Below are 20,878 nucleotides of genomic sequence, written 5' to 3' on the forward strand. Positions count from 1 at the left end.
TTATGGCTATTCGTAAGTACAAGCCGACAACTCCGGGTCGCCGCGCATCCTCCGTGTCCGAGTTCGAGGAAATCACTCGTTCCACTCCGGAGAAGTCCCTGCTGCGCCCGCTGAGCAAGACTGGTGGTCGCAACAACTACGGCCGCATCACCACCCGCCACATCGGCGGTGGCCACAAGCGCCGTTACCGTCTGATCGACTTCCGTCGTACCGACAAGGACGGCATCCCTGCCAAGGTCGCTCACATCGAGTACGACCCGAACCGTACCGCTAACATCGCCCTGCTGCACTACGCAGACGGCGAGAAGCGCTACATCATCGCCCCGAAGGGCCTGAAGCAGGGCATCGTCATCGAGTCCGGCCCGAACGCAGATATCAAGGTGGGCAACAACCTGCCGCTGCGCAACATCCCGACCGGTACCACCATCCACGCTGTGGAGCTCAAGCCGGGCGCTGGCGCTAAGCTGGCCCGCTCCGCTGGTGCCTCCATCCAGCTGCTGGGTAAGGAGGGCAAGTACGCCATCCTGCGTATGCCGTCCTCCGAGATCCGCCGCGTCGACATCCGTTGCCGCGCTACCGTCGGTGAGGTTGGCAACGCTGACCAGATGAACATCCGCTGGGGCAAGGCCGGCCGCATGCGCTGGAAGGGCGTTCGCCCGACCGTCCGCGGTGTTGTCATGAACCCGGTTGACCACCCGCACGGTGGTGGTGAGGGTAAGACCTCGGGTGGTCGCCACCCGGTGTCGCCGTGGGGCCACAAGGAAGGCCGCACCCGCAACCCGAACCGTTACTCGAACAACATGATCGTGCGCCGTCGTCGCCCGAACAAGAAGCGCTAAGAGGAGGTAAACAATGCCACGCAGCCTTAAGAAGGGCCCGTTCGTCGATGAGCACCTCCTCAACAAGGTTGATGCTCAGAACGAGGCCGGCACCAAGCAGGTCATCAAGACCTGGTCTCGCCGCTCCACCATTCTGCCCGATTTCATCGGTCACACCTTCGCCGTCCACGACGGCCGCAAGCATGTGCCGGTGTTCGTCGAGGACTCCATGGTGGGCCACAAGCTCGGCGAGTTCGCACCCACCAAGACCTTTAAGGGTCACGTCAAGGACGACAAGAAGGGACGTCGATAAGCGATGAGTGACACCATCACCTCCGCATCCGCTACGGCTCGCTACGTCCGCGTCACCCCGATGAAGGCACGCCGCGTCATCGACCTGGTTCGCGGAAAGTCCGTATCCGAGGCACTTGCAATCCTGAAGTACGCTCCGCAGGGCGCCGCTAAGCCGGTTGCCAAGGTTGTTGCTTCCGCAGCAGCCAACGCTGAGAACAACTTCGGTCTGGATCCGCGCACCCTGGTCATCTCCGAGGCATACGCCAACGAGGGTCCGACCATGCGTCGTTTCCAGCCGCGCGCACAGGGCCGCGCATTCATGATTCGTAAGCGCACCAGCCACATCACCGTGGTTGTCGAGAGCCAGAAGGAAGGGGCCAAGTAATGGGCCAGAAGATCCATCCTCACGGCCTACGTTTGGGTATCACTTCCGACTGGAAGACCCACTGGTACGCCGATAAGGACTACGCCAACTACGTAGCTGAAGACATCAAGATCCGCCAGTACCTAGAGAAGGGCCTCGACCGCGCCGGCATCGCCGACGTCGTCATCGAGCGCACCCGCGACCGCGTACGCGTCGACATTCACACTGCCCGCCCGGGCATCGTGATCGGCCGCCGCGGCGCCGAGGCTGACCGCATCCGCCGCGAGCTGGAGAAGCTCACCGGCAAGATGGTCGCCCTCAACATCCTCGAGGTCAAGCAGGTAGACGCCAACGCAACCCTGGTTGCGCAGTCCGTCGCCGAGCAGCTGGTCAACCGCGTGGCCTTCCGCCGCGCAATGCGTAAGGCCATCCAGTCCGCTATGCGCCAGCCGCAGGTTAAGGGTATTAAGATCCTCCTGTCTGGTCGTCTGGGCGGTGCTGAGATGTCCCGCACCGAGCGCTACCACGAGGGTCGCGTTCCGCTGCACACCCTTCGCGCCGAAATCGACTACGGCACCGCAGAGGCCCACACCACCTTCGGCCGCATCGGCATCAAGGTGTGGATCTACAAGGGTGACGTCGTCGGTGGCGTCCGCGAGTCCGAACTGAACGCTCCGTCGCAGGGCCGTGGCCGCGGTGACCGTAACGGTCGTCCGCGTCGTGGCGGCCAGCGTCGTCAGCGCGCACAGCAGAAGCAGGAGGGCTAATCCATGCTGATTCCTAAGCGCGTCAAGTACCGTCGTCAGCACCGCCCGACTCGTCGCGGTGTGTCTAAGGGCGGTAACCGCATCAACTTCGGTGACTACGCCATCCAGGCCCTCGAGCCGGCGTACATCACCAACCGCCAGATTGAGGCCGCACGTATTGCCATCAACCGCCACGTCAAGCGCGGTGGCAAGGTGTGGATCAACATCTTCCCGGACCGTCCGCTGACCCAGAAGCCGCTCGGTGTTCGTATGGGTTCCGGTAAGGGCCCCGTCGAGAAGTGGGTGGCCAACGTTAAGCCGGGCCGCGTCCTCTTCGAGATGACCTACCCGAACGACGAGGTCGCCATCGAGGCTCTGCGCCGCGCCGGCCAGAAGCTTCCGTGCAAGGTCCGCATCATCAAGAAGGAGGACCAGTTCTAATGGCTACCGGTACCCCCGCCCACGAGTTCCGTGAGCTCGACAACGCTGAGCTGGAGACCCGTCTGAAGGACGCGAAGGAAGAGCTCTTCAACCTTCGTTTCCAGAAGGCCACCGGCCAGCTGACCAACAACCGCCGCATCGGCACGGTTAAGCGCGACATTGCCCGCATCTACACCGTTCTGCGCGAGCGCGAGCTGGGCCTGTCCGTTGCTCCGGGAGCTGAGGCTTAATCATGAGTGAGGCAAACGTGAACACTAAGAAGGAAAAGGGCGCTCGCAAGACCCGCACCGGCATCGTTGTCTCCGACAAGATGGACAAGACCATCGTTGTCGAGCTCGAGGACCGTAAGCAGCACGCCCTCTACGGCAAGATCATGCGCTCTAACAAGAAGGTTAAGGCGCACGACGAGAACGAGACCGCCGGCATCGGCGACCGCGTTCTCATCGCCGAGACCCGCCCGCTGTCCAAGGACAAGCACTTCCGTCTCGTCGAGATCGTGGAGAAGGCTAAGTAAAATCTAGCCCTCCCACCCAAGTAAAGCCCCCACGTGGAAACGCGTGGGGGCTTCTTGCATGCCCGGGGAGGGCTTCCCGCGCGCACCGCGATTGCCCTCAGCGGCTGATAATCTGCTGGAGGTTCGCTCACAGAAAGGCTCTCACCGACATGAATTATCGCGCCCCGCTCGCCCTTACCGTCACCGCCGCGCTCGCTCTTGCCGGGTGCTCCAACCAGGACGGCCCTGAGCCTGCGCTTAACGACGCCTCCCCGGCCGCACAGCAGCAGACCTCCGCTAACGCCTCGGAGGCGGGTACGGATCCGCAGGACAGCGCGCGCAGCGTCTACGAGGAGGTTATCGCCCACCCGGGAGACATTGAGTTCAACTACCCGAACGAGGACGCTGGTCTCAGCAACGGCACCAAGTCCACTCCCTCCGGTTTCCAGTACGCGATTGTGGAGGCCACCGGGGACGACATTCCGGAGCTGCTGGTGCGCCGCGGCACGCTGGAGACCAACCCAGTGGCGGTGTTTAGCACCGAGAACGACGGCCAAGACCTAGTCACGGTGAAGGACGTGCTGGTGGACGGCGCGGCCTCTGCCGGCGGATACCGCGCCAGCGTGATGGCGGCGGAGTCAGGCGTGGGGCTTATCCAGGTCGAGGGCCAGTCCCTCAGCCGCTCCCACGACGCCACCGAGTTCACCATCGATGGCACGAAGCTGGTCGCGGGCCCCAAGGCCTCTTTTGACCCTTCCTCCAGTGGCCCGGCGGGCGCGAAGGCCATCGAGTGGACAGACACCGGCGATACGTCCGCCCTGGATACCATCAGTGCCGCCGGCGCGGGGACCGACTCTGCGGACAACGGCGCTGAGGCCGAGGTGGCGGAAGGCCCGAACCCGACCCCGCCGGCCGGAATGGCGCCCGGGGGAAGCGACGCGTCCTCCGGCGCAGACCCCGCACCTGATGAAGGTGCTACCAGCGCGGGCGACCTCGAAAAGTGCACGTACCGCAAGAACCGCCAGCGGGTCGACGGCAATCCAGCCGATGTGCCCTCTACCGTGACTGGTACCGTCCGCAAGGCAAAGGCACGAGAACTGGCTGGCGATGACCCCAACATCGTGTCGGAAGGCTATGGGTCCACCGAGGTCTGGATGCTGGTTCTGGATTCGCCGGTGACGTTGAGCGGCGAGAAGAGCGGCTCGCGGGGCAAGGTGCTGGTCAGAGCAAACCAGGAATGCATCGGCCTCAACAAAGGGGATGCGTGGGACGGCTACGAGGGCACGAAGGTCACCTTGCCGGTTGATGGCGCGGGCGGATACTGGCAAAGCGATGTCAGCGTGCCCATGGGCTCGCTGCGCATGCCCTACATACCGGCAGACATCCTTTAGCGAACCCGGCGGTGGGTCAGCGCGATGGCGATGCTAAAGACGCTGAGCACCGCGCCCACCGCGAGCAAAAAAGTCCCGACGCGGTAGGGCGCGCCGCTGACGAGGTCGATGGTGCGGAAGACCTTGAGCCACACCAGCCAGCCGGCGATGAGCGCTAGTGCGCCCAGCGCGGAGACGGCGCGCAGCCCGCGCGTAGGGCGCTGGGCGGGGGCGAAGGCATGGAAGGAGGCGTCGACAAGCGCGGCAATGCCCACCAGCACGGACAGACCCATCGCAGCCGGCACCGGCAGCAGCGCGCCCGTCCCGAAGACGACGGGGAGAATGAAGGACACCGCGACGACGAGGAAGAGCAGTCCGTGGAGCGCGCCCGTGCGCAGGGGATAGGTCACAGCTTCTCCTCCACCTCGGCGCGGGTAGGCGGCTGCGCGCCGGTGCGCGAGACCGTGATTGCCGCTGCGGTGGCCGCGAAGTGGAGTACGTCGCGCCACTCGGATTCACCCAGCGCGCCCGGGTCCGTCTGCGCTAGCTGCGCGAGTAGGGCGGCCATGACGGTATCGCCCGCGCCGATGGTGTCCGCCACCTCCACGGTCACCGGTGGGACAGAGACAGTCACCGAGCCGGCGCGCACGCTGAGCCCCTCCCCGCCGCGGGTGGTCACCACCACGGGAACCGACTTGAGGGCCTGGGCGCCTAAGAAGTCGACCTCTTCCTCGCTGAGCTTGAGCAGCGTGACGTGCGGCAACAACGACAAGAGGAATTCGCGGTGATCCTCGGTGGCAAAGAAGGGGCGGATGTTCGGATCCAGAGCCACCTTCGTGCCGCGGGCGGCCAGCTCCTTAAGCAGCTCCGCGTAGCGTGAGGCTCCCGGTTCCAGAGCAAGGGAGACGGTGCCGAAGCAGGCCCAGGAGACGTCGTCAAGCACCGGCTCCACCAGCCGGTCCGCCGTGCCCTCAGTGTAGAAGGAGTAGGTGGCCGAGCCGTCGTCGGCGATAGCGCACGCCGCCAACGTGGTGGGCTCCTCGCCGCGCTGCACCAGGGAGGTATCCACGCCCTCCTCCTGCAGGCGGTCCACCATCGCGCAACCGTACGCGTCCGTGGACAACCGCGATTGAAACCCCACGTCAGCGCCCAAGCGCCCCGCCGCCACCGCGACGTTGAAGGGGCCACCGCCCAGCGCCGGGGTAAGGTCCGCCAGCCGCCCGCGGCCGCGCGGAACGAGGTCAACGAGTCCTTCGCCACACACCATAATGTCCATAAAGCCCATAGTATCGAGGACATGAACTACCGTCCGCGTTACCATCTCTCCGCCCCCACAGGCCGCCTCAACGACCCGAACGGCCTCTTCCTCGACGGCACCACGCTGCATGCTTATTACCAGCATGATCCCTGCTTCCCGCACGCGCCGAAGCAGACCGGCTGGGGGCATGCGGCAGCCTCCGTGGAAGCGCCGGAGCCGTGGCGGCACTACCCGGACGCCCTGTATCCCATCCGTGGGCACGACGCGCACGGCTGCTACTCCGGCGGCGCGGTGGTCGACGGGGAGGACGTGTGGCTCTTCTACACCGGAAACCTCAAGCGCGACGGCGAGCGCATCCCGTCGCAGAACCGGGTGCGCGCGGTGGATGCCTCTGGCCCGGAAGGCGGCTTCTACGAGCACGACGCCGCGAACCCGCTCATCAATGGGCCCGCGGAGGGCTTTACCGGGCATTACCGCGACCCGCAGATTACCCGCGATGCTCAGGGCTGGCGCATGGTCCTTGGCGCCCAGAGAGAGGACGAGACCGGGCACGTGGTGCTTTACCGCTCCGCGGACCTTGCTTCATGGTCCTTCCAGGGCGCGCTGACCTTCGACACGTCTGGTGCGCAACCGGGCTTAAGCCCGGACATGGTGCCGGGCGGCTACATGTGGGAGTGCCCCAACCTCCTCACGCTGCGGGACCGCGCGACGGGTCAGGACAAGGAGGTCCTGGTCATCTGCCCGCAAGGATTGGAGCCGGTGCTTGCCGACGGCACTACGCACTACGCCTCCTCCGACCAGTGCGGCTACCTCGTGGGACGCCTCGAAGGAACCGTCTTCCACGTCGAGCGCGGCTTTAGCGAGCTGGACTACGGCCACCAGTTTTATGCGCCCCAACTGCTGGAGCGTGACGGTGAGGCGCTCATGCTGGGCTGGATGGGGCTGCCCGCCCAGGACGACACCCCGACCGTGGCCCAGGGCTGGGTGCACACGCTCACCCTGCCGCGGCGCGTGTGGTTGGAGGCGGGGGAGCTGCGCCAGGCACCGGCGTGGTCGCTGGCATCAGTGCCGCCGGAGCCGGCCCGCGAGGGCTTCGGGTCGGTGGCCACGCTGACCGCGGGCGAGGGCACGTACGCGCTTGTCGATTCCTCCGGGGCCGAGGCCTACCGCGTCACCTACGGCGGGGGAGAGCTGCGCCTGGCCTCTGGTGATGATGAGCGCGTGGTGCCCTGCCCGGCCGGAGACCTGGAGCTCATCGCGGACGGCTGCGCGGTGGAGGTCTTTGCGGGGGAGGGGCGGATCGCGGCGGCGTCGGCAGTCTTTGGCGCCCGCGATGCCCGCTGGCGGGGCTGGGAAGCCCGTTAGGGCGTGAAGTTTCCTACATATAGGTCCGAATAGTTGGCTTTATGTTGGTGTGTCGGGTCTAATGAGAGGTGACGCTATTTAGTTCATCTCACTCTAGGAGGCACGGCGGCATGGATCACTCTCAAGTCGCGCAGCGAACCCTCACAGCCATCGGCGGCGAAGACAACATCGTCGCCCTCGCGCACTGCGCCACCCGCCTGCGCATGGTGCTCAAGGACAGCAAGAAGGTCGACACGGCCGCGCTGGAAAATGACCCGGACCTCAAAGGCATCTTCGAGGCCGGCGGCATGTTCCAGGTCATCGTCGGCCCGGGCGACGTCAACATTGTCTTTGACGAGCTCAACAAGATGACCACCAAGGACATCGCTGTCTCCACCGACAAGCTCAAAGACATCGCCGCGAATTCCGGCAACTGGTTCTCCCGCGCGGTGAAGATCCTGGCGGACATCTTCGTGCCGCTCATCCCGATTCTGGTCGGCGGCGGTCTGCTCATGGCACTCAACAACGTCCTGACCGCCAACGGCCTGTTCGGCGAGCAGTCCGTCATCGAGATGTACCCGGCCATGGCGGACGTGGCGGGGCTTATTAACCTCCTAGCCTCCGCGCCGTTTGCCTTCCTGCCCATCCTGGTGGGCTTCACCGCCACCAAGCGGTTTGGCGGCAACGAGTTCCTCGGCGCGGGTATGGCCATGGCGATGGTGATGCCGGACCTGGTCAACGGCTACCAGGTCGCCGCCACCATCGACGCCGGGGAGATGAACTACTGGAACATCTTCGGCCTCGACGTCGCCCAGGCAGGCTACCAGGGCACCATCTTGCCCATCCTGGTTATCGCCTGGATTCTGGCCACCATTGAGAAGTTCCTGCACAAGCACCTCAAGGGCACAGTGGACTTCATGCTCACCCCGCTGCTCACGCTGCTGGTGACGGGCTTTATCACCTTCATCGCGGTGGGCCCGGTCCTGCGCACCGCCGGCGACATGCTGGGTGCGGGCCTCAACGACCTCTACACCTTCGCCGGCCCGGTCGGCGGCTTCATCTTCGGTCTGTTCTACTCGCCGATTGTCATTACCGGCCTGCACCAGTCCTTCCCGCCGATTGAGACGATGCTGTGGAACGAGGGCGGCTCCTTCATCTTCGCGGTGGCCTCCATTGCCAACATCGCGCAGGGTGGCGTGGCCCTGGCCGTGTACTTCCTCACCAAGTCCGAGAAGCTCAAGGGCCTGTCTGGTGCCTCGGGTGTCTCCGCGCTCTTCGGTATTACCGAGCCCGCCATCTTCGGTGTCAACCTGCGCCTGCGCTGGCCGTTCTACATCGGCATGGGTGCTTCCGCCATCGCCTCGACGCTCATTGCGCTTCTCGACGTCAAAGCCACCGCCCTCGGCGCCGCCGGCTTCATCGGCTTCGTCTCCATGCGCCCGGAGGACTACACCCAGTTCTTCATCTGCGCCTTCGTCTCCCTCCTCCTATCCTTTGGCGCTGCCTTTGCCTACGGCCGCTACCTGATTGCCAAGAACGGCTCCATCGACCCGGATGAGGCGTCTGCCGCCGCCGGTGCGGGCGGCGATGTTCCCTCCGCCACCGCCGACCCGAACGCCTACCGCGTGGCCTCCCCGCTGGAAGGCACCGCCGTGGCGCTGTCCTCTGTCTCTGACCCGATGTTTGCCGCCGGCAAGCTCGGCGCCGGCGGTGCCATCGAGCCCACCGAGGGCCGCCTGGTTTCCCCGATCGACGGCAAGGTCACCGTCACCTTCCCCTCGAAGCACGCCTACGCCGTGCGCGGCAAGGACGCCGACGGCAACAACGTGGACATCCTCATGCACATCGGCTTCGACACCGTGAACCTCAAGGGCGAGCACTTCACCTCTCACGTCTCCAAGGGTGACGAGGTGAAGGCGGGTGACCTTCTCTGCGAGTTCGACATCGACGCCATCAAGGCCGCTGACTATCCGGTGACGACCCCGGTTGTCGTGTCCAACTCCAAGAAGACGGGCACGGTCCTGCCGGCTTACCACTCGGGTGCGGACGTGAGCTTCGGCGACGCCCTGCTCACCGTCGATCCGAAGCCGGCCCCCGCCGCCGAGGCAGGCAGCGCGGCCTCGACTGCGGGAGGCTCGGCCGTTCCGGCCTCGAACGCCTAACCCCTGATCAGCACCCGGCCCCGGCATTCGTCGGGGCCTTTGCCATTGGTGCAGGAATGACATGCGTCCAGACCTGCAAGGCGAACCACGCTGGTCGTCGTCAAGCACTGCGCCGGCGCTTGATTCCACCGGGGCGGTGGCACAGCGAGGAGGGGGAGCGCGTGGCGCGCGTGCGGGATTTGGGGAAATGGGGTATGGCGTGGTTGAATGTACGGGTTGCATATGGCCGGTCGGTGCAGCGCGATGCGTTTCCGAATCGCCGCACCGAGACCCTTCGACCGCTGTGAACAGCGCGTTCGTCGCACAACCTATGCCACGCAAGCAAGTAGACCAGGTGTGTCAAGGACGGAAATCTTGACGCACGTTAATCCAGGTCAGGAGACCCATAGTGATTCAGCAAGAATCGCGTCTGCGCGTCGCCGACAACTCCGGTGCACGAGAGATCCTCGTCATCCGCGTTCTCGGCGGCTCCGTTCGACGTTTCGCTGGCATTGGTGACATTGTCGTCGCCACTGTCAAGGATGCCACCCCGGGTGGCAACGTAAAGGAAGGCGATGTCGTCAAGGCTGTCATCGTCCGTGCCAAGAAGGAGACCCGTCGCCCGGACGGCTCCTACATCGCATTCGATGAAAACGCCGCAGTTATTCTGAAGGGCGACAGCGAGCCGCGCGGTACCCGCATCTTCGGCCCGGTTGCTCGCGAGCTTCGTGATAAGCGTTTCATGAAGATCGTTTCTCTCGCACCGGAGGTGATCTAGTCTTATGAAGATTCATAAGGGCGATATGGTGATCGTTATTTCGGGTCCGGATAAGGGCGCGAAGGGCAAGGTCATCGAGGCATACCCGAAGCGCGACAAGGTCCTCGTTGAGGGCGTTAACCGCGTTAAGAAGCACGTTGCTAACTCCGCTACTGAGCGTGGCGCCGAGTCCGGCGGAATCGTGACCCAGGAAGCTCCGATCCACGTCTCCAACGTTGCGATCGTTGACTCCGAGGGCAACCCGACCCGCGTGGGCTACCGTTTCGATGAAAACGGCAAGAAGGTCCGCATCGCACGTAGCAACGGGAAGGACATCTAAAATGAGCGAGAACTACACTCCGCGTCTGAAGACCCGCTACCGCGAGGAAATCAAGAAGTCTCTGAACGACGAGTTCAAGTACGACAATGTGATGCAGATTCCGGGCGTCACCAAGGTTGTTGTCAACATGGGTGTGGGCGACGCTGCCCGCGACTCCAAGCTGATCAACGGCGCTCTCGAGGACCTCACCGCGATCACCGGCCAGAAGCCGCAGGTGCGTCGTGCTAAGAAGTCCATCGCTAACTTCAAGCTCCGTGAGGGCATGCCCATCGGCGCACGCGTTACCCTGCGCGGCGACCGCATGTGGGAGTTCCTGGACCGCCTGCTGACCATCGCGCTGCCGCGTATTCGTGACTTCCGCGGTCTCTCCGACCAGCAGTTCGACGGCCACGGCAACTACACCTTCGGTCTTACCGAGCAGACCATGTTCTACGAGATCGACATCGACAAGGTGGACCGCCCGCGCGGTATGGACATCACCGTCGTGACCTCCGCTACCAACGACGAGGAGGGCCGCAAGCTCCTGCGCGAGCTCGGCTTCCCGTTCAAGTAAATAGCGCTTGAGGCAATCCCCCGGCACTCCGTGAAGGAGGCCGGGGGATTTGTGCGTTTTAGTGGCGAAACCACACAGCTGCGCCGACAACGAAGAGGGCAGCGCACACGATGGCAACGATGGGCGACATTCCTTGGCCGAGGGAGTTGCCCAGTGGCGTGGTCTCTCCCACGTACCAGGGGAAGAGGGGCGCCAGTAACGACAGCGGGAGCGAAACTCCCGCAGAGGTCTTCGACCCCAGGCGGCTACGCAGTGCTAGCACGAGCCCAACTGCAGCGAGACAGAAGAGCAGCGTCGATGCAGAATGAATTGCTACCACCCCAATGAGCAATCCGAATCCGAACACTGCAGTCCACGAAGCAGCGGCCGCACCCAACAAGGCAAGTCTTTCCCTATGTAGTGAACGTGCGGTGCTCGCAGCTTCGTAGTTCTCGTCCCACGAACTGCTCAGCAACGCCAGTATGGAGCCTGTGACGAGTACTGGGAGGAGGTTGAAAACGAAAACGGGACGGTTCAGTGGAGCTCCGAAGAGCTGTGGAATGGCCAGGTTATCCAGGAACTGTGCCCCCAACCCAAGGCTGAGGATCAAGAAGAACTCCGGCCAACGGCGAAGTGTCAGGTAAGGGCTCATTGTTCAACCTCCAGTGGCGGTAGCTCGGAGTCGCACGTCTGCATGGTGTGCACAAAGGGAGCCAGAGCCCTGGCTTGTTCCGCGGGCGAACGGTGCGAAAGCTCGTTCTCAATCCAGGCACGCGCGGGAGTAGTTGAGCCTTGTGGGCTGAGGGTAGAAAACCTGTCGTCCTGCGTTCTGAAGGCATACGTGGCCCAGTCCGAGAGCACCTGGTGTGCGTTGCGAGAGGCAGCGGTTTCTTCGCAGGGGCGCTGAGCGCGTAGGGCCGCAGCTTGCGCTTCATAAACGCGGGTATACAGGGCCGCTGGGCTAGTAATTGTGTGGGATAATTCCGTGGCGTGCGACGAGCCAGGTTGACCGTATGTGCCGGTGAGGGGAGGGAGGCCGGCGTCGACAAGCACCTGCGTGAATTCCTGCCAGTGCGCGTCTGCAGCTACGACGAGTGCGGTGTCCTCGGGCCAACTGCAGTAGCGTTGTTCGTTCGCATTCTGGGTGCAGCTTGCCGAGGCCTCCGCGGTGTCCCGTGCCCGCGTACCCTGCGGTCCCACTGCCGCGGAGCCAACAGCGGCGACGGTGATGATGACTAGAAAACTCAGCGCGGTGTAACGCGGAGCAGGGTGGTGGCGCGTTAAGGCGGCAAGGACGCAGGAGCCCAAAACGGTAACCATGACAATGGAGATCCCGATAAGAGTCATCCGTGGTTGTCGGGCTATTAGCTCGTAGCCATTGCCGGGGAAGAAAAGAAAGCGCAGGAAAGCCGGGGTGGAATCAGCACGCGCCGAAACCACGCACAGTGCTAGCGCCAGGAGTGCTGCGAGCAACGCGGCGAGAAGCCGGCGCCGGATGAGGACGCCTAAGCTCGCGCCGAGAACAGCACAAAACCCAACCCACACGAGGCTGCTGAGTATTACGAGGAACCACGGTGAGCCGCCCACGGGCGCGGTATATACAAACCCCGCCAGGATCATGAAGCCGAAAAGTATGCTGGCCAAACCCCACGCCAAAGCCGGACCGACGAGAAGTGCCGCTGTGCGGGCGCGTGAGGTGGAGGCGGAGCGCAGGAACGTAGCATCCTGACTTCCTGCGTCCCAGGCTGTAGCACTTGCGAGAAGTACGCCTGTAGCCGCGGCGACAACCGCACAGATTGCGGTGGCCTCTGGCCAGGACCCGGCGATGCTACTGCCCCGAGCAGAGGCAAAGCTCAGCAGTGCGGTGAAAAGGGCAACAGGGATGAAGCGAACGTGTCTCACGAAGCGGTATCCTCGTGTGTCCCACTGGTGGCTGATTCGGTGACGGCGCAGAATCCTTCTTCCACGGAGCCATACCGTGCGAGGAAATCTGCGACAGGAGAATCGGCTGTGATGCACCCACCATTAAGAATGAGTGCGCGGTCGGCGGAATCCATATCAGCCGCCACGTGCGTTGACATCAGGACCGTGGTGCCGTCCGATGCCATGTCACGCAATGCGCGCATGAGCGAGGAACGGTGGTGTGGGTCGAGGCCTGCGGTGGGTTCGTCGAGAAGCAGCACATCTGGCTCGTGGACAATTCCGGCCGCGACCATGGCGCGGCGCTGCATCCCGCCGGACATCGCGCGCAGACGAGTAGCGCTGTGTTCCTCCAAGCCCATCAGCTCCAAGGCATTGACGGCGCGGTGGCGTGCCGTCGCGCGGTCCAGCCCGCGCAGCCAGCCCACGGCTGCCACGAAATCCACTGCTCGCTGCGCCGGATCGAACACACTGCGTTGCGGAACCCAGCCGACGCGCTGCCGCCACGAGTCGGAACAGCGAACGTCCTCACCGCCCACAAAGATGGTTCCTGCCGGCGGGTGTAGCTCCCCGGCAATAAGCTGCATGAGGGTGCTTTTCCCAGCACCGTTGGCTCCGAGGACGACGGTCAACTCTGGGGCGAGGTCAAAGGATATATCGCGAACAACCTCAGCGCGGGCGGAATAGCCATAGCTGAGGTGCTGGACGGATAGGGGGTGCGGCATCATCCAAGGGTTTCATAAGTGAAAAATGATTGCAATTGTTGATTGCGGAGAAGGGATACTTCAGAAGGCGTGTTCTGGGCAGGGTACGATACAAAGGTCTCTGAAATCTTTATTCTGCGAGGTAAACCATGTCTCTCAATGACTCCGCGGCGGCGGCCGCGACGAAGAAGGTCGCGCTCCTTGATCAGTCTTTCTCTCGCTTTGCTGTGCGTTCTACCTTGGCGGGCGTGTACCTGGCCATCGGTACGGCGTTTGCGGCGGTGCTGGGGATGGGTGTGGAGAAGCATGTGCCCGGCATGGGCGCGCTGGTCTTTGCCTGCTTCTTCGGGCTGGGCCTGTTCGCCATCGTCCTCCTCGGTGCGGAGCTGGCCACCGGCAACATGATGTACATGGTCTACGGCGCGGTGCGCAAGGACGTGGGCTGGGGCAAAGGCCTGTGGCTGCTCGTGGTGACCACGGTATTCAACCTGGTGGGCGCGGCCGTCTTCGCGGCGGCCATGGGCATGTCGGCGAAGCTGGGCAACATTGACCCGAGCCACCTCATTGACACGCTTTCTGCCGGCAAGCTGGAAAAGGGGCCCGGCGGGCTGCTGGTGGAGGCTATCCTGGCCAACTTCGTGGTCAACATGGCTATCGTCGGCGCGGTCTTTGCCAAGGACGTGGTGTCCAAATTCTTCGTCATCGTGCCGATCATTGCCTGCTTCGTGGGCCTGGGGCTCGAGCACGTGATTGCGAACTTCTGCCTGATGACCCTGACCTTCTTCTGCTCCAGCCCGCTGCCGGAGGGCTTTACCCTGGGCGCGGTGCTGGGCAACTGGTCCATCGTGTGGGTAGGAAACCTCATCGGCGGTGGCTTCCTCATCGGCGGCGTGTACGCCTGGCTTAACTCCGGCCCGGAAGCGTACCGCGACTAAGCTCGCCCGAATAGAGGTTGAAGCGGTCCCCGCGGGCAAAGCCCACGAGCGCCATGCCGGTTTCCCGTGCGGTTTCTACCGCCAGAGATGAAGCAGCGGAGACCGCGACGAGCATGCTGAAGCCGGCCATGGCGGCCTTGTTGACCAGCTCAAAGCTGGCGCGCGAACTCATCACCAGGATGAGGTCGCTGGCGGGGAGTTTGTCCTCCATGAGTAGATGGCCGATGACCTTGTCGGCGGCGTTGTGCCGGCCCACATCCTCGCGGACTACGACGGGTTCGCCGTCGAGGGTAAACGCGCCCGCGGCGTGGATGCCGCCGGTCTTGCGAAACTGCTTCTGCTCGCGCTTGAGAGCCTCGGGCAGCTTGGCGACAACCCCCGGATCCACCGGTACCCGCGGAATCTCGTAGCGGGACTGCTTCATCAGCGCCTCGATGGAGGAGGTGCCGCACACGCCGCACGCGGAGGTCGTGGTGGTCAGGCGCAGATCCGTCAGCGCGAGCGGCTGGGCATTGGTGAGCTCCAGGTCAAGCAGGTTGTAGGGGTTGCGCCCGTCCACGGACGCGCCCGCGCAGTAGCGCGCCTCCTGGACGTCGGTGACCTTCTCAATGTGCCCCTCGGAATGCAGAAAGCCGTGGGCCAGCTCGACGTCGTGGCCGGGCGTGCGCATCGTGGTGGTCAGGGTCTGGCCACCGACGCGGATCTCCAGCGGCTCTTCGCCGGCGACGGTATCGCCGCGGGTATCGACCTGCGTGACCTGCCCGGTGTCATCGAGGCGCACCTTGGTCACGGCAAACGTGGCGTTGACGCGCCCGCTCATCGGTTCAGGGCCTCCTTCAACGTGGCGATGTGCGCGCGGGCCTCGTCGACGTCCTGGGCGGCCAAGCCCACCAGGTACGCCGTCAGTGGGGCAGCGGGGCGAGACTGCGTATGTGCCACGTCCTTAGTTAGGTCCAGCAGCTCTTTGATGAGGGCGGTGGCGTCGGCCGGGGAGACGCCAACAAGCTCGGCGGCCTCCTCGAGCCATTCGTGCGCGGTGCGGATGGGGTCCTGTTCTTCACTCATGACGTTCCATGCTAACGCGTTTTGGAAAACTGCATGTCAGGGGGTAAGGTGAAGCGCTGGACTTGCATTCAACCCCCGCGTGACGCCGCATAAAGCGGCTCCACGCTGGGAAAAGTGCGAAGCCATGAAGAATTGAACACATCTACTTTGTTGTAGGCCCCTCGCCGTAGATAGCGGACCGTTGTCTGAATCAAAGGGTGGCGAGCGCCTCACGGTATTGACCGTGGGGAGCGTGAGTAGCCCGAAATCACACGGAAAACGCTTTGGTGAGTATTGGGAACCGCAACGAGAAAGGTTACAGGTCACTCATATGACTATGACTGATCCTATTGCCGACATGCTGTCGCGCGTGCGCAACGCATCTAATGCGCACCACGACTCCGTGTCGATGCCGACCTCTAAGCTCAAGGCAAACATTGCCGAGATCATGAAGCAGGAAGGCTACATCGCTGACTACTCCGTCGAGGGCCGCGAGCTGTCCCTCGAGCTTAAGTACAACAACCGCGAGCGTTCCCTGTCGGGCCTGCGCCGCGTGTCTAAGCCGGGTCTGCGTGTGTACGCAAAGTCCACCGAATTGCCGAAGGTTCTGGGCGGCCTGGGCGTGGCCATCATCTCCACGTCGCAGGGCCTGCTCACTGACCGCCAGGCTCAGGAGAAGGGTGTAGGCGGAGAAGTTCTCGCCTACATCTGGTAAGGGAGGATTGACACATGTCTCGTATCGGTCTAGCACCTATCGCCGTCCCGAAGGGCGTCGACATCACCATCAACGGCCAGGTCGTTAACGTCAAGGGCACCAAGGGTGCTCTGGACGTGGAGATCCCGGAGCCGATCACCGCAGCTGTCGAGGACGATGAGATCAAGGTCTCCCGTCCGGACGATGACCGCAAGAACCGCGCTCTGCACGGTCTGGCCCGCTCCCTGGTCAACAACGCTGTTGTCGGCGTGACCGAGGGCTACACCAAGAAGATGGAAATCTTCGGCGTTGGTTACCGCGTTCAGCAGAAGGGCAAGGACCTGGAGTTCGCTCTGGGCTACTCCCACCCGATCCTCATTGAGGCTCCGGAGGGCATCACCTTCGCTGTGGATGGCGCAACCAAGCTCTCCGTATCTGGTATTGACAAGCAACTGGTTGGACAGGTCGCCGCGTACATTCGCCGCCTGCGTAAGGATGATCCTTACAAGGGCAAGGGCATTCGTTACGAAGGCGAGCAGATCCGCCGCAAGGTCGGAAAGACGGGTAAGTAAGCAATGGCTAACACTGAAAACGCAAAGCGCACCCCGGTCGGCAAGGACATTTCCACGCGTCGTCGTGAAGCACGCGCGCGCCGCCACTTCCGTATCCGTAAGACCCTGCGCGGCACCCCTGAGGCACCGCGTCTGGTCATTCACCGCTCCTCCCGCCACATGCACGTCCAGGTCATCGATGACCTGGCCGGCCACACCCTGGTCGCTGCTTCCTCCATGGAGGCCGACGTGCGTGCGCTCGAGGGCGACAAGAAGGCCAAGGCAGCCAAGGTAGGCCAGCTCGTTGCTGAGCGCGCCAAGGCCGCTGGCATCGAGCAGGTCGTCTTCGACCGTGCAGGCTACAAGTACCACGGCCGCGTTGCTGCGCTGGCCGACGCCGCTCGTGAAGGTGGTCTGCAGTTCTAATGATTAAGGCACACGGAAACATCAACGGAAGGAACGCCTAATGTCGGACCGTGAACAGCGTGACGGCGGACGCTCCGCCGAGAACAACAACAACGACCGTAAGGGTCGCAACAACGGCCGTCGTAACGACCGCCGCAACCAGCAGGACAACGAGCGCGATAAGTACATCGAGCGCGTTGTGACCATCAACCGCGTCTCCAAGACCGTCAAGGGTGGCCGCAACATGTCCTTCACCGCTCTCGTCGTCGTGGGCGACGGCCAGGGCATGGTCGGCGTCGGCTACGGCAAGGCCAAGGAAGTCCCGGCCGCAATCCAGAAGGGTGCCGAGGAAGCTCGCAAGAACTTCTTCCGCGTCCCGATGATTGCCGGCACCATCACCCACCCGGTTGAGGGTCGCGACGCAGCTGGCATCGTCATGATGAAGCCGGCCGCTCCGGGTACTGGTGTCATCGCCGGTGGTGCTGCTCGTCCGGTGCTTGAGTGCGCTGGCGTGCAGGACATCCTGTCGAAGTCCCTGGGCTCCGACAACGCTCTCAACGTCGTCCGCGCTACCGTGGACGGCCTCAAGCAGCTGGTTCGCCCGGAGGAAGTTGCCGCACGTCGTGGCAAATCCCTCGAAGAGGTTGCACCGGCCCAGATGCTGCGCAAGCGCGCAGGTCAGGAGGCATAAGCAATGGCTCTGAAGATTACTCAGGTTAAGGGCCTTGTGGGCACCAAGCCGAACCACCGCAAGAACATTGAGGCTCTCGGCCTCAAGCGCATCGGACACACTGTGGTCAAGCAGGACACCCCGATCGTGCGCGGCATGGTTCACAAGGTGCGTCACCTGGTCACCGTCGAAGAAGTGGCAGGGGAGTAAACCATGGCTGATATCATCAAGCTCCACGACCTGCGCCCGACCGCAGGAGCAAACAAGCCCAAGACCCGCGTAGGCCGCGGTGAGGCATCCAAGGGTAAGACCGCCGGCCGTGGTACCAAGGGTACCGGCGCTCGTAAGCAGGTTTCCGCTGCTTTCGAGGGTGGCCAGATGCCGATTCACATGCGTCTGCCGAAGCTCAAGGGCTTCAAGAACCCGAACCACGTTGAGTACCAGGTAGTCAACGTCGCTGACCTCGCAGAGGCATTCGCCAACGGTGGCGACGTCACCGTTGCCGACATCGTCGCTGCAGGCCTGGTTCGCAAGAACCAGCCGGTCAAGGTTCTGGGCAACGGCGACATCAACGTGAAGTTGAACGTCACCGCTGACAAGTTCTCCAAGTCTGCTGTTGAGAAGATCGAGGCCGCTGGCGGCACCGCCACCACCAAGTAATTCTCTCCAGGCTGTGTAGAGAGCCTTCGGACCCTCCTGCCTGCCGCCTTCACAGGTGGCCGGTGGGAGGGCCTTTGGCGTTTTAGGGACGGGGGTAAAGGTGCCTTAGGGGCGGAACCTTATGGCCGAAAGGTTATGCAGCGACGTGGGGTTTTGCCGATTGGCGGCTCTAAAGGGTATTTCTCAAACGGTCCCTTTCCTCGAGAGCCTGCGGAATACCTGATAAATTCACCAGCTTTTTGCACCTGCAGTGGGGTGTGTGGCAGCGTTGCTAGCTGTTGGAGGAGTGGGGGCCTTGGCAAAGGTCCAGCGCAGTACAGGGATCGGGAAGGCCTGAAGAATCTAAGAGAAAGTGGCAAATATTTACTGGGGGTGCTATATTTCTTGCACAGGTTACAAATATTTGATTCTCAGGAGTTCGTCGTGCCTTCATTTACTTCTTTCGTTGCCGGTCTGGTCGCGTTTATCATGTCTATCTTCGGCATCAGCGCGCCGGTGGATAACAACAAGGTTGTGGACTTCCATCCGGCCGCGGCACACGTGGAGAACGCCGTGCCGGCAGACGAGGCGCCGGCGGCTACCCCGGGCGAGCAACTCACCCCGCAGCAGGCTGTGGAGCGCGAGCTGACCCTGGCCACCCAGGAACTGGGTCACGAGTTCGTGAGCGTGCGCTTCGAGGGCACCGACACCGCCCACCTCATGTTCTTCGAGACCTACAACCCGGACACCGACCAGGCAGCTGTGGACCGCGTCATGAAGGCGCTAGCGGATAACGGCTTTACCCGCGTCGACGCGGTGGCCTAAAGGCACGACAAACCACAAGTGAACCCCGCCCCAAGCTCGTGGAGAGCATGGTGGCGGGGTTTCGCGCGCCTAAAGGCGGGGTAGCTAGGCGCAGCTAGGCGCCGTTGACCGTCTTCTCGTAGAGCCCGGGGAAGCGGTTATCTGGGTCGGTAACGGCCTTAATGGTCTCCGGCAGGGTACCGCCGTAGAGCTCAGCAAACTTTTCCGGGGAGTAGAAGGCCTCCGAATAGAGGGACTTGTGCCCGCCCAGTTCGTTGACCTTGGCTTCGATGACGCGGTTGAACGCACCATTGCCGGGGGCGGAGGGATCGACATGATTGCCCTCCACGCCGGACCAGAAGCCCACGTTGACCCAGGTCTGGCCCGGCAGCAGCGGGTAGAGCGGCCAGGGGTCGGGCGAGTCTGCTGCAATGTCGCCGGTGCCGACGAGTTCTTCCACGCCCTCGCGCAGGCGAATCGGGCACAGCCACACCGGCTGGATGTCGGAGGCCCCAAAGAACCAACGCAGGAACTCCGGCAGGTTCTTCGGGGTGACCTCGATGTCCTGGACCACGCGCTCGCCGCGGGGCAAGCCCTTCGGCTTTTTAATGAAGTTGTATTCGAGCTCGTACGTGCGGTCCAAGCGCACGAGCTTCCAGTAGAAGGAGCTGCGCCGCAGCTCGCGCGGCCAGACCTTCCGCACCTTCGGGTTCTGCGCGCCGAAGGCCCGGGAGCACCAGAACCAGTCTGTATCCCAGCGCCAGATGTAGTCGCGCACCGTCAGTCGGTCGTGGCGGATCCCCCGGGCGTGTTGGAGGCTGCGGTAGAAAATCTTGTCCCGGGTGTAGTCCGAGGTCGGGCCCTCCTCGTCGGTGAAGCGGGCCATGACTAGGTAGGCCTCTTCCGGAGAGAAGACCACGCCGTCGAGGCCATGGACGTCGATGCCGTCGTAGGTGTGGTTCCGGGAGACGTCAGCAAGCACGGCACTGAGCTCGTCCACGTCGTTGAAGCGCACCTCTCGCAGCTCCACGTAGGGCTTGACGGCGCGCAGCTCAATCTTGAGGCGCACCGCATAGCCCAGGGAGCCGTAGGAGTTGGGGAAGAGCCGAAAGAGGTCGACGTTCTCCTCGCGGGAACAGGTGACAATCTCCCCGGTGCCGGTGAGGATGTCCATCTCGAGGACGGATTCGTGCGGCAGTCCGTCGCGGAAGCTCGTGGATTCCACACCCATGCCGGTCACCGCGCCGCCCAGAGTGATGGTCTTGAGCTGCGGCACCACGAAAGGCATGAGGCCGTGCGGGAGGGTGGCATCGACGAGGTCCTCGTAGGTGCACATGCCCTGCACGTCGGCTGTTTGCCCAAGGGGATCGACCTCAATGACCCCGCCCAGGCCAGAGACGTCTAGGCCTACCTGTTCGCCGCTGCGGCCGCGGAAGAGGTTGGAAGTTTTCTTGGCCAGGCGCACGCGCTTGTCTTGGGGCACGGCGCGGAAGCTACGCAGCAGCTTATCGACACCTTCCCGGTGCGCCCGCCAGCCCACCGGCGGGATTTCCACGGCGTCGACGCTGCGGTGCTCGCTGACACGGTTGATGAGACGCGAAAGCATAATCCTCC

The 20,878-nt window shown here is 63.4% G+C and carries 29 protein-coding genes; 21 read left to right on the forward strand and 8 right to left on the reverse strand.

The window, feature by feature from the left end; all coding sequences use genetic code 11:
- The first annotated feature begins 2 nt into the window (after positions 1-2).
- From rplB to ACLI1P_RS02180, 8 genes are all read left to right on the forward strand, one after another.
- Positions 3-839: a 50S ribosomal protein L2 gene (rplB, locus tag ACLI1P_RS02145; RefSeq protein ID WP_408930061.1), complete on the forward strand. Its 837-nt coding sequence runs from the start codon at positions 3-5 to the stop codon at positions 837-839.
- Between the two features lie 13 nt (positions 840-852).
- Positions 853-1,131 carry a 30S ribosomal protein S19 gene (rpsS, locus tag ACLI1P_RS02150; protein WP_010189646.1) on the forward strand — a complete coding sequence of 93 codons (279 nt, stop codon included), beginning with the start codon at positions 853-855 and terminating at the stop codon, positions 1,129-1,131.
- Positions 1,132-1,134: 3 nt separating this feature from the next.
- Positions 1,135-1,497 (forward strand): 50S ribosomal protein L22, encoded by a 363-nt coding sequence (gene rplV / locus ACLI1P_RS02155; RefSeq protein WP_039673710.1) that lies wholly within the window; start codon positions 1,135-1,137, stop codon positions 1,495-1,497.
- Positions 1,497-2,243, forward strand: coding sequence for a 30S ribosomal protein S3 (gene rpsC / locus ACLI1P_RS02160; RefSeq protein ID WP_408930062.1), 747 nt, complete (start codon positions 1,497-1,499; stop codon positions 2,241-2,243). Before rplV ends, rpsC begins: the two co-directional genes overlap by 1 nt.
- 3 nt (positions 2,244-2,246) lie before the next feature.
- Positions 2,247-2,663, forward strand: coding sequence for a 50S ribosomal protein L16 (rplP, locus tag ACLI1P_RS02165; protein ID WP_408930063.1), 417 nt, complete (start codon positions 2,247-2,249; stop codon positions 2,661-2,663).
- Entirely contained in the window at positions 2,663-2,893 is a 231-nt protein-coding gene (rpmC, locus tag ACLI1P_RS02170) for a 50S ribosomal protein L29 (RefSeq protein ID WP_005276944.1), read from the forward strand. The genes rplP and rpmC overlap by 1 nt, the downstream gene beginning before the upstream one ends.
- Before the next feature lie 2 nt (positions 2,894-2,895).
- Positions 2,896-3,177, forward strand: a complete 282-nt coding sequence (rpsQ, locus tag ACLI1P_RS02175) for a 30S ribosomal protein S17 (RefSeq protein WP_296134905.1) — start codon at positions 2,896-2,898, stop codon at positions 3,175-3,177.
- A 149-nt stretch (positions 3,178-3,326) separates the two neighbouring features.
- The gene (locus ACLI1P_RS02180; protein ID WP_411709294.1) at positions 3,327-4,547 is read left to right on the forward strand and encodes a hypothetical protein; all 1,221 of its coding nucleotides are present in this window, start codon (positions 3,327-3,329) and stop codon (positions 4,545-4,547) included.
- Here the strand turns inward: ACLI1P_RS02180 and ACLI1P_RS02185 are convergent.
- On the reverse strand, positions 4,544-4,936 hold the full coding sequence (locus ACLI1P_RS02185; RefSeq protein ID WP_306508365.1) for a hypothetical protein: 393 nt from the start codon (positions 4,934-4,936) through the stop codon (positions 4,544-4,546). The genes ACLI1P_RS02180 and ACLI1P_RS02185 overlap by 4 nt on opposite strands.
- Complete coding sequence (locus ACLI1P_RS02190) at positions 4,933-5,802, reverse strand: carbohydrate kinase family protein (RefSeq protein ID WP_411709295.1); 870 nt, start codon at positions 5,800-5,802, stop codon at positions 4,933-4,935. The genes ACLI1P_RS02185 and ACLI1P_RS02190 overlap by 4 nt, the downstream gene beginning before the upstream one ends.
- Before the next feature lie 21 nt (positions 5,803-5,823).
- Here ACLI1P_RS02190 and ACLI1P_RS02195 point away from each other — a divergent pair, with 21 nt between their 5' ends.
- The 5 genes from ACLI1P_RS02195 (at position 5,824) to rplE (ending at position 10,919) form a co-directional block, all read left to right on the forward strand.
- A complete protein-coding gene (locus ACLI1P_RS02195) occupies positions 5,824-7,149 on the forward strand; it encodes a glycoside hydrolase family 32 protein (protein WP_306508363.1) in 1,326 nt (441 codons plus the stop codon).
- A 110-nt stretch (positions 7,150-7,259) separates the two neighbouring features.
- Positions 7,260-9,290 carry a sucrose-specific PTS transporter subunit IIBC gene (locus ACLI1P_RS02200; RefSeq protein WP_411709296.1) on the forward strand — a complete coding sequence of 677 codons (2,031 nt, stop codon included), beginning with the start codon at positions 7,260-7,262 and terminating at the stop codon, positions 9,288-9,290.
- A gap of 388 nt (positions 9,291-9,678) precedes the next feature.
- Positions 9,679-10,047, forward strand: a complete 369-nt coding sequence (gene rplN / locus ACLI1P_RS02205; protein ID WP_296134921.1) for a 50S ribosomal protein L14 — start codon at positions 9,679-9,681, stop codon at positions 10,045-10,047.
- A 4-nt stretch (positions 10,048-10,051) separates the two neighbouring features.
- Positions 10,052-10,366 carry a 50S ribosomal protein L24 gene (gene rplX, locus ACLI1P_RS02210; RefSeq protein WP_005527724.1) on the forward strand — a complete coding sequence of 105 codons (315 nt, stop codon included), beginning with the start codon at positions 10,052-10,054 and terminating at the stop codon, positions 10,364-10,366.
- 1 nt (position 10,367) lies between these two features.
- Positions 10,368-10,919: a 50S ribosomal protein L5 gene (rplE, locus tag ACLI1P_RS02215; RefSeq protein ID WP_411709297.1), complete on the forward strand. Its 552-nt coding sequence runs from the start codon at positions 10,368-10,370 to the stop codon at positions 10,917-10,919.
- A gap of 58 nt (positions 10,920-10,977) precedes the next feature.
- Here the strand turns inward: rplE and ACLI1P_RS02220 are convergent, their stop codons facing one another.
- The 3 genes from ACLI1P_RS02220 to ACLI1P_RS02230 all read right to left on the reverse strand — a co-directional run bounded on the left by ACLI1P_RS02220 (position 10,978) and on the right by ACLI1P_RS02230 (position 13,546).
- Positions 10,978-11,550 carry a hypothetical protein gene (locus ACLI1P_RS02220; RefSeq protein WP_411709298.1) on the reverse strand — a complete coding sequence of 191 codons (573 nt, stop codon included), beginning with the start codon at positions 11,548-11,550 and terminating at the stop codon, positions 10,978-10,980.
- Positions 11,547-12,542, reverse strand: a complete 996-nt coding sequence (locus tag ACLI1P_RS02225; RefSeq protein WP_411709299.1) for a hypothetical protein — start codon at positions 12,540-12,542, stop codon at positions 11,547-11,549. The genes ACLI1P_RS02220 and ACLI1P_RS02225 overlap by 4 nt, the downstream gene beginning before the upstream one ends.
- A gap of 254 nt (positions 12,543-12,796) precedes the next feature.
- On the reverse strand, positions 12,797-13,546 hold the full coding sequence (locus ACLI1P_RS02230; protein ID WP_411709300.1) for an ABC transporter ATP-binding protein: 750 nt from the start codon (positions 13,544-13,546) through the stop codon (positions 12,797-12,799).
- Between the two features lie 125 nt (positions 13,547-13,671).
- On the opposite strand from ACLI1P_RS02230, the gene ACLI1P_RS02235 reads away from it, so the two are divergent.
- On the forward strand, positions 13,672-14,457 hold the full coding sequence (locus tag ACLI1P_RS02235; protein WP_296135227.1) for a formate/nitrite transporter family protein: 786 nt from the start codon (positions 13,672-13,674) through the stop codon (positions 14,455-14,457).
- Here ACLI1P_RS02235 and fdhD read toward each other — a convergent pair.
- Together fdhD and ACLI1P_RS02245 are read right to left on the reverse strand one after the other, a co-directional pair.
- Positions 14,426-15,277 (reverse strand): formate dehydrogenase accessory sulfurtransferase FdhD, encoded by an 852-nt coding sequence (gene fdhD, locus ACLI1P_RS02240; protein WP_411709301.1) that lies wholly within the window; start codon positions 15,275-15,277, stop codon positions 14,426-14,428. The two genes, ACLI1P_RS02235 and fdhD, sit on opposite strands and share 32 nt — an antisense overlap.
- Positions 15,274-15,522, reverse strand: a complete 249-nt coding sequence (locus ACLI1P_RS02245; protein WP_296135224.1) for a DUF6457 domain-containing protein — start codon at positions 15,520-15,522, stop codon at positions 15,274-15,276. Before ACLI1P_RS02245 ends, fdhD begins: the two co-directional genes overlap by 4 nt.
- Before the next feature lie 310 nt (positions 15,523-15,832).
- Here ACLI1P_RS02245 and rpsH point away from each other — a divergent pair, with 310 nt between their 5' ends.
- The 7 genes from rpsH (at position 15,833) to ACLI1P_RS02280 (ending at position 19,285) form a co-directional block, all read left to right on the forward strand.
- Complete coding sequence (rpsH, locus tag ACLI1P_RS02250) at positions 15,833-16,216, forward strand: 30S ribosomal protein S8 (protein ID WP_408932041.1); 384 nt, start codon at positions 15,833-15,835, stop codon at positions 16,214-16,216.
- Between the two features lie 14 nt (positions 16,217-16,230).
- Positions 16,231-16,767, forward strand: coding sequence for a 50S ribosomal protein L6 (gene rplF / locus ACLI1P_RS02255; RefSeq protein ID WP_408930069.1), 537 nt, complete (start codon positions 16,231-16,233; stop codon positions 16,765-16,767).
- Positions 16,768-16,770: 3 nt separating this feature from the next.
- Positions 16,771-17,172: a 50S ribosomal protein L18 gene (gene rplR / locus ACLI1P_RS02260; RefSeq protein ID WP_408930070.1), complete on the forward strand. Its 402-nt coding sequence runs from the start codon at positions 16,771-16,773 to the stop codon at positions 17,170-17,172.
- Positions 17,173-17,212: 40 nt separating this feature from the next.
- Positions 17,213-17,842: a 30S ribosomal protein S5 gene (gene rpsE / locus ACLI1P_RS02265; RefSeq protein ID WP_408930071.1), complete on the forward strand. Its 630-nt coding sequence runs from the start codon at positions 17,213-17,215 to the stop codon at positions 17,840-17,842.
- A gap of 3 nt (positions 17,843-17,845) precedes the next feature.
- Positions 17,846-18,031 (forward strand): 50S ribosomal protein L30, encoded by a 186-nt coding sequence (gene rpmD, locus ACLI1P_RS02270; protein ID WP_408930072.1) that lies wholly within the window; start codon positions 17,846-17,848, stop codon positions 18,029-18,031.
- 3 nt (positions 18,032-18,034) lie between these two features.
- Positions 18,035-18,481 carry a 50S ribosomal protein L15 gene (gene rplO, locus ACLI1P_RS02275; RefSeq protein WP_411709302.1) on the forward strand — a complete coding sequence of 149 codons (447 nt, stop codon included), beginning with the start codon at positions 18,035-18,037 and terminating at the stop codon, positions 18,479-18,481.
- 423 nt (positions 18,482-18,904) lie between these two features.
- Positions 18,905-19,285, forward strand: coding sequence for a hypothetical protein (locus ACLI1P_RS02280; protein ID WP_306508339.1), 381 nt, complete (start codon positions 18,905-18,907; stop codon positions 19,283-19,285).
- 94 nt (positions 19,286-19,379) lie between these two features.
- On the opposite strand, the gene ACLI1P_RS02285 is transcribed toward ACLI1P_RS02280, so the two are convergent.
- Entirely contained in the window at positions 19,380-20,870 is a 1,491-nt protein-coding gene (locus ACLI1P_RS02285; RefSeq protein ID WP_411709303.1) for an FAD-binding oxidoreductase, read from the reverse strand.
- Positions 20,871-20,878 lie beyond the last annotated feature (8 nt).

Source organism: Corynebacterium tardum (assembly GCF_046717785.1).
Taxonomy (GTDB): Bacteria; Actinomycetota; Actinomycetes; order Mycobacteriales; family Mycobacteriaceae; genus Corynebacterium.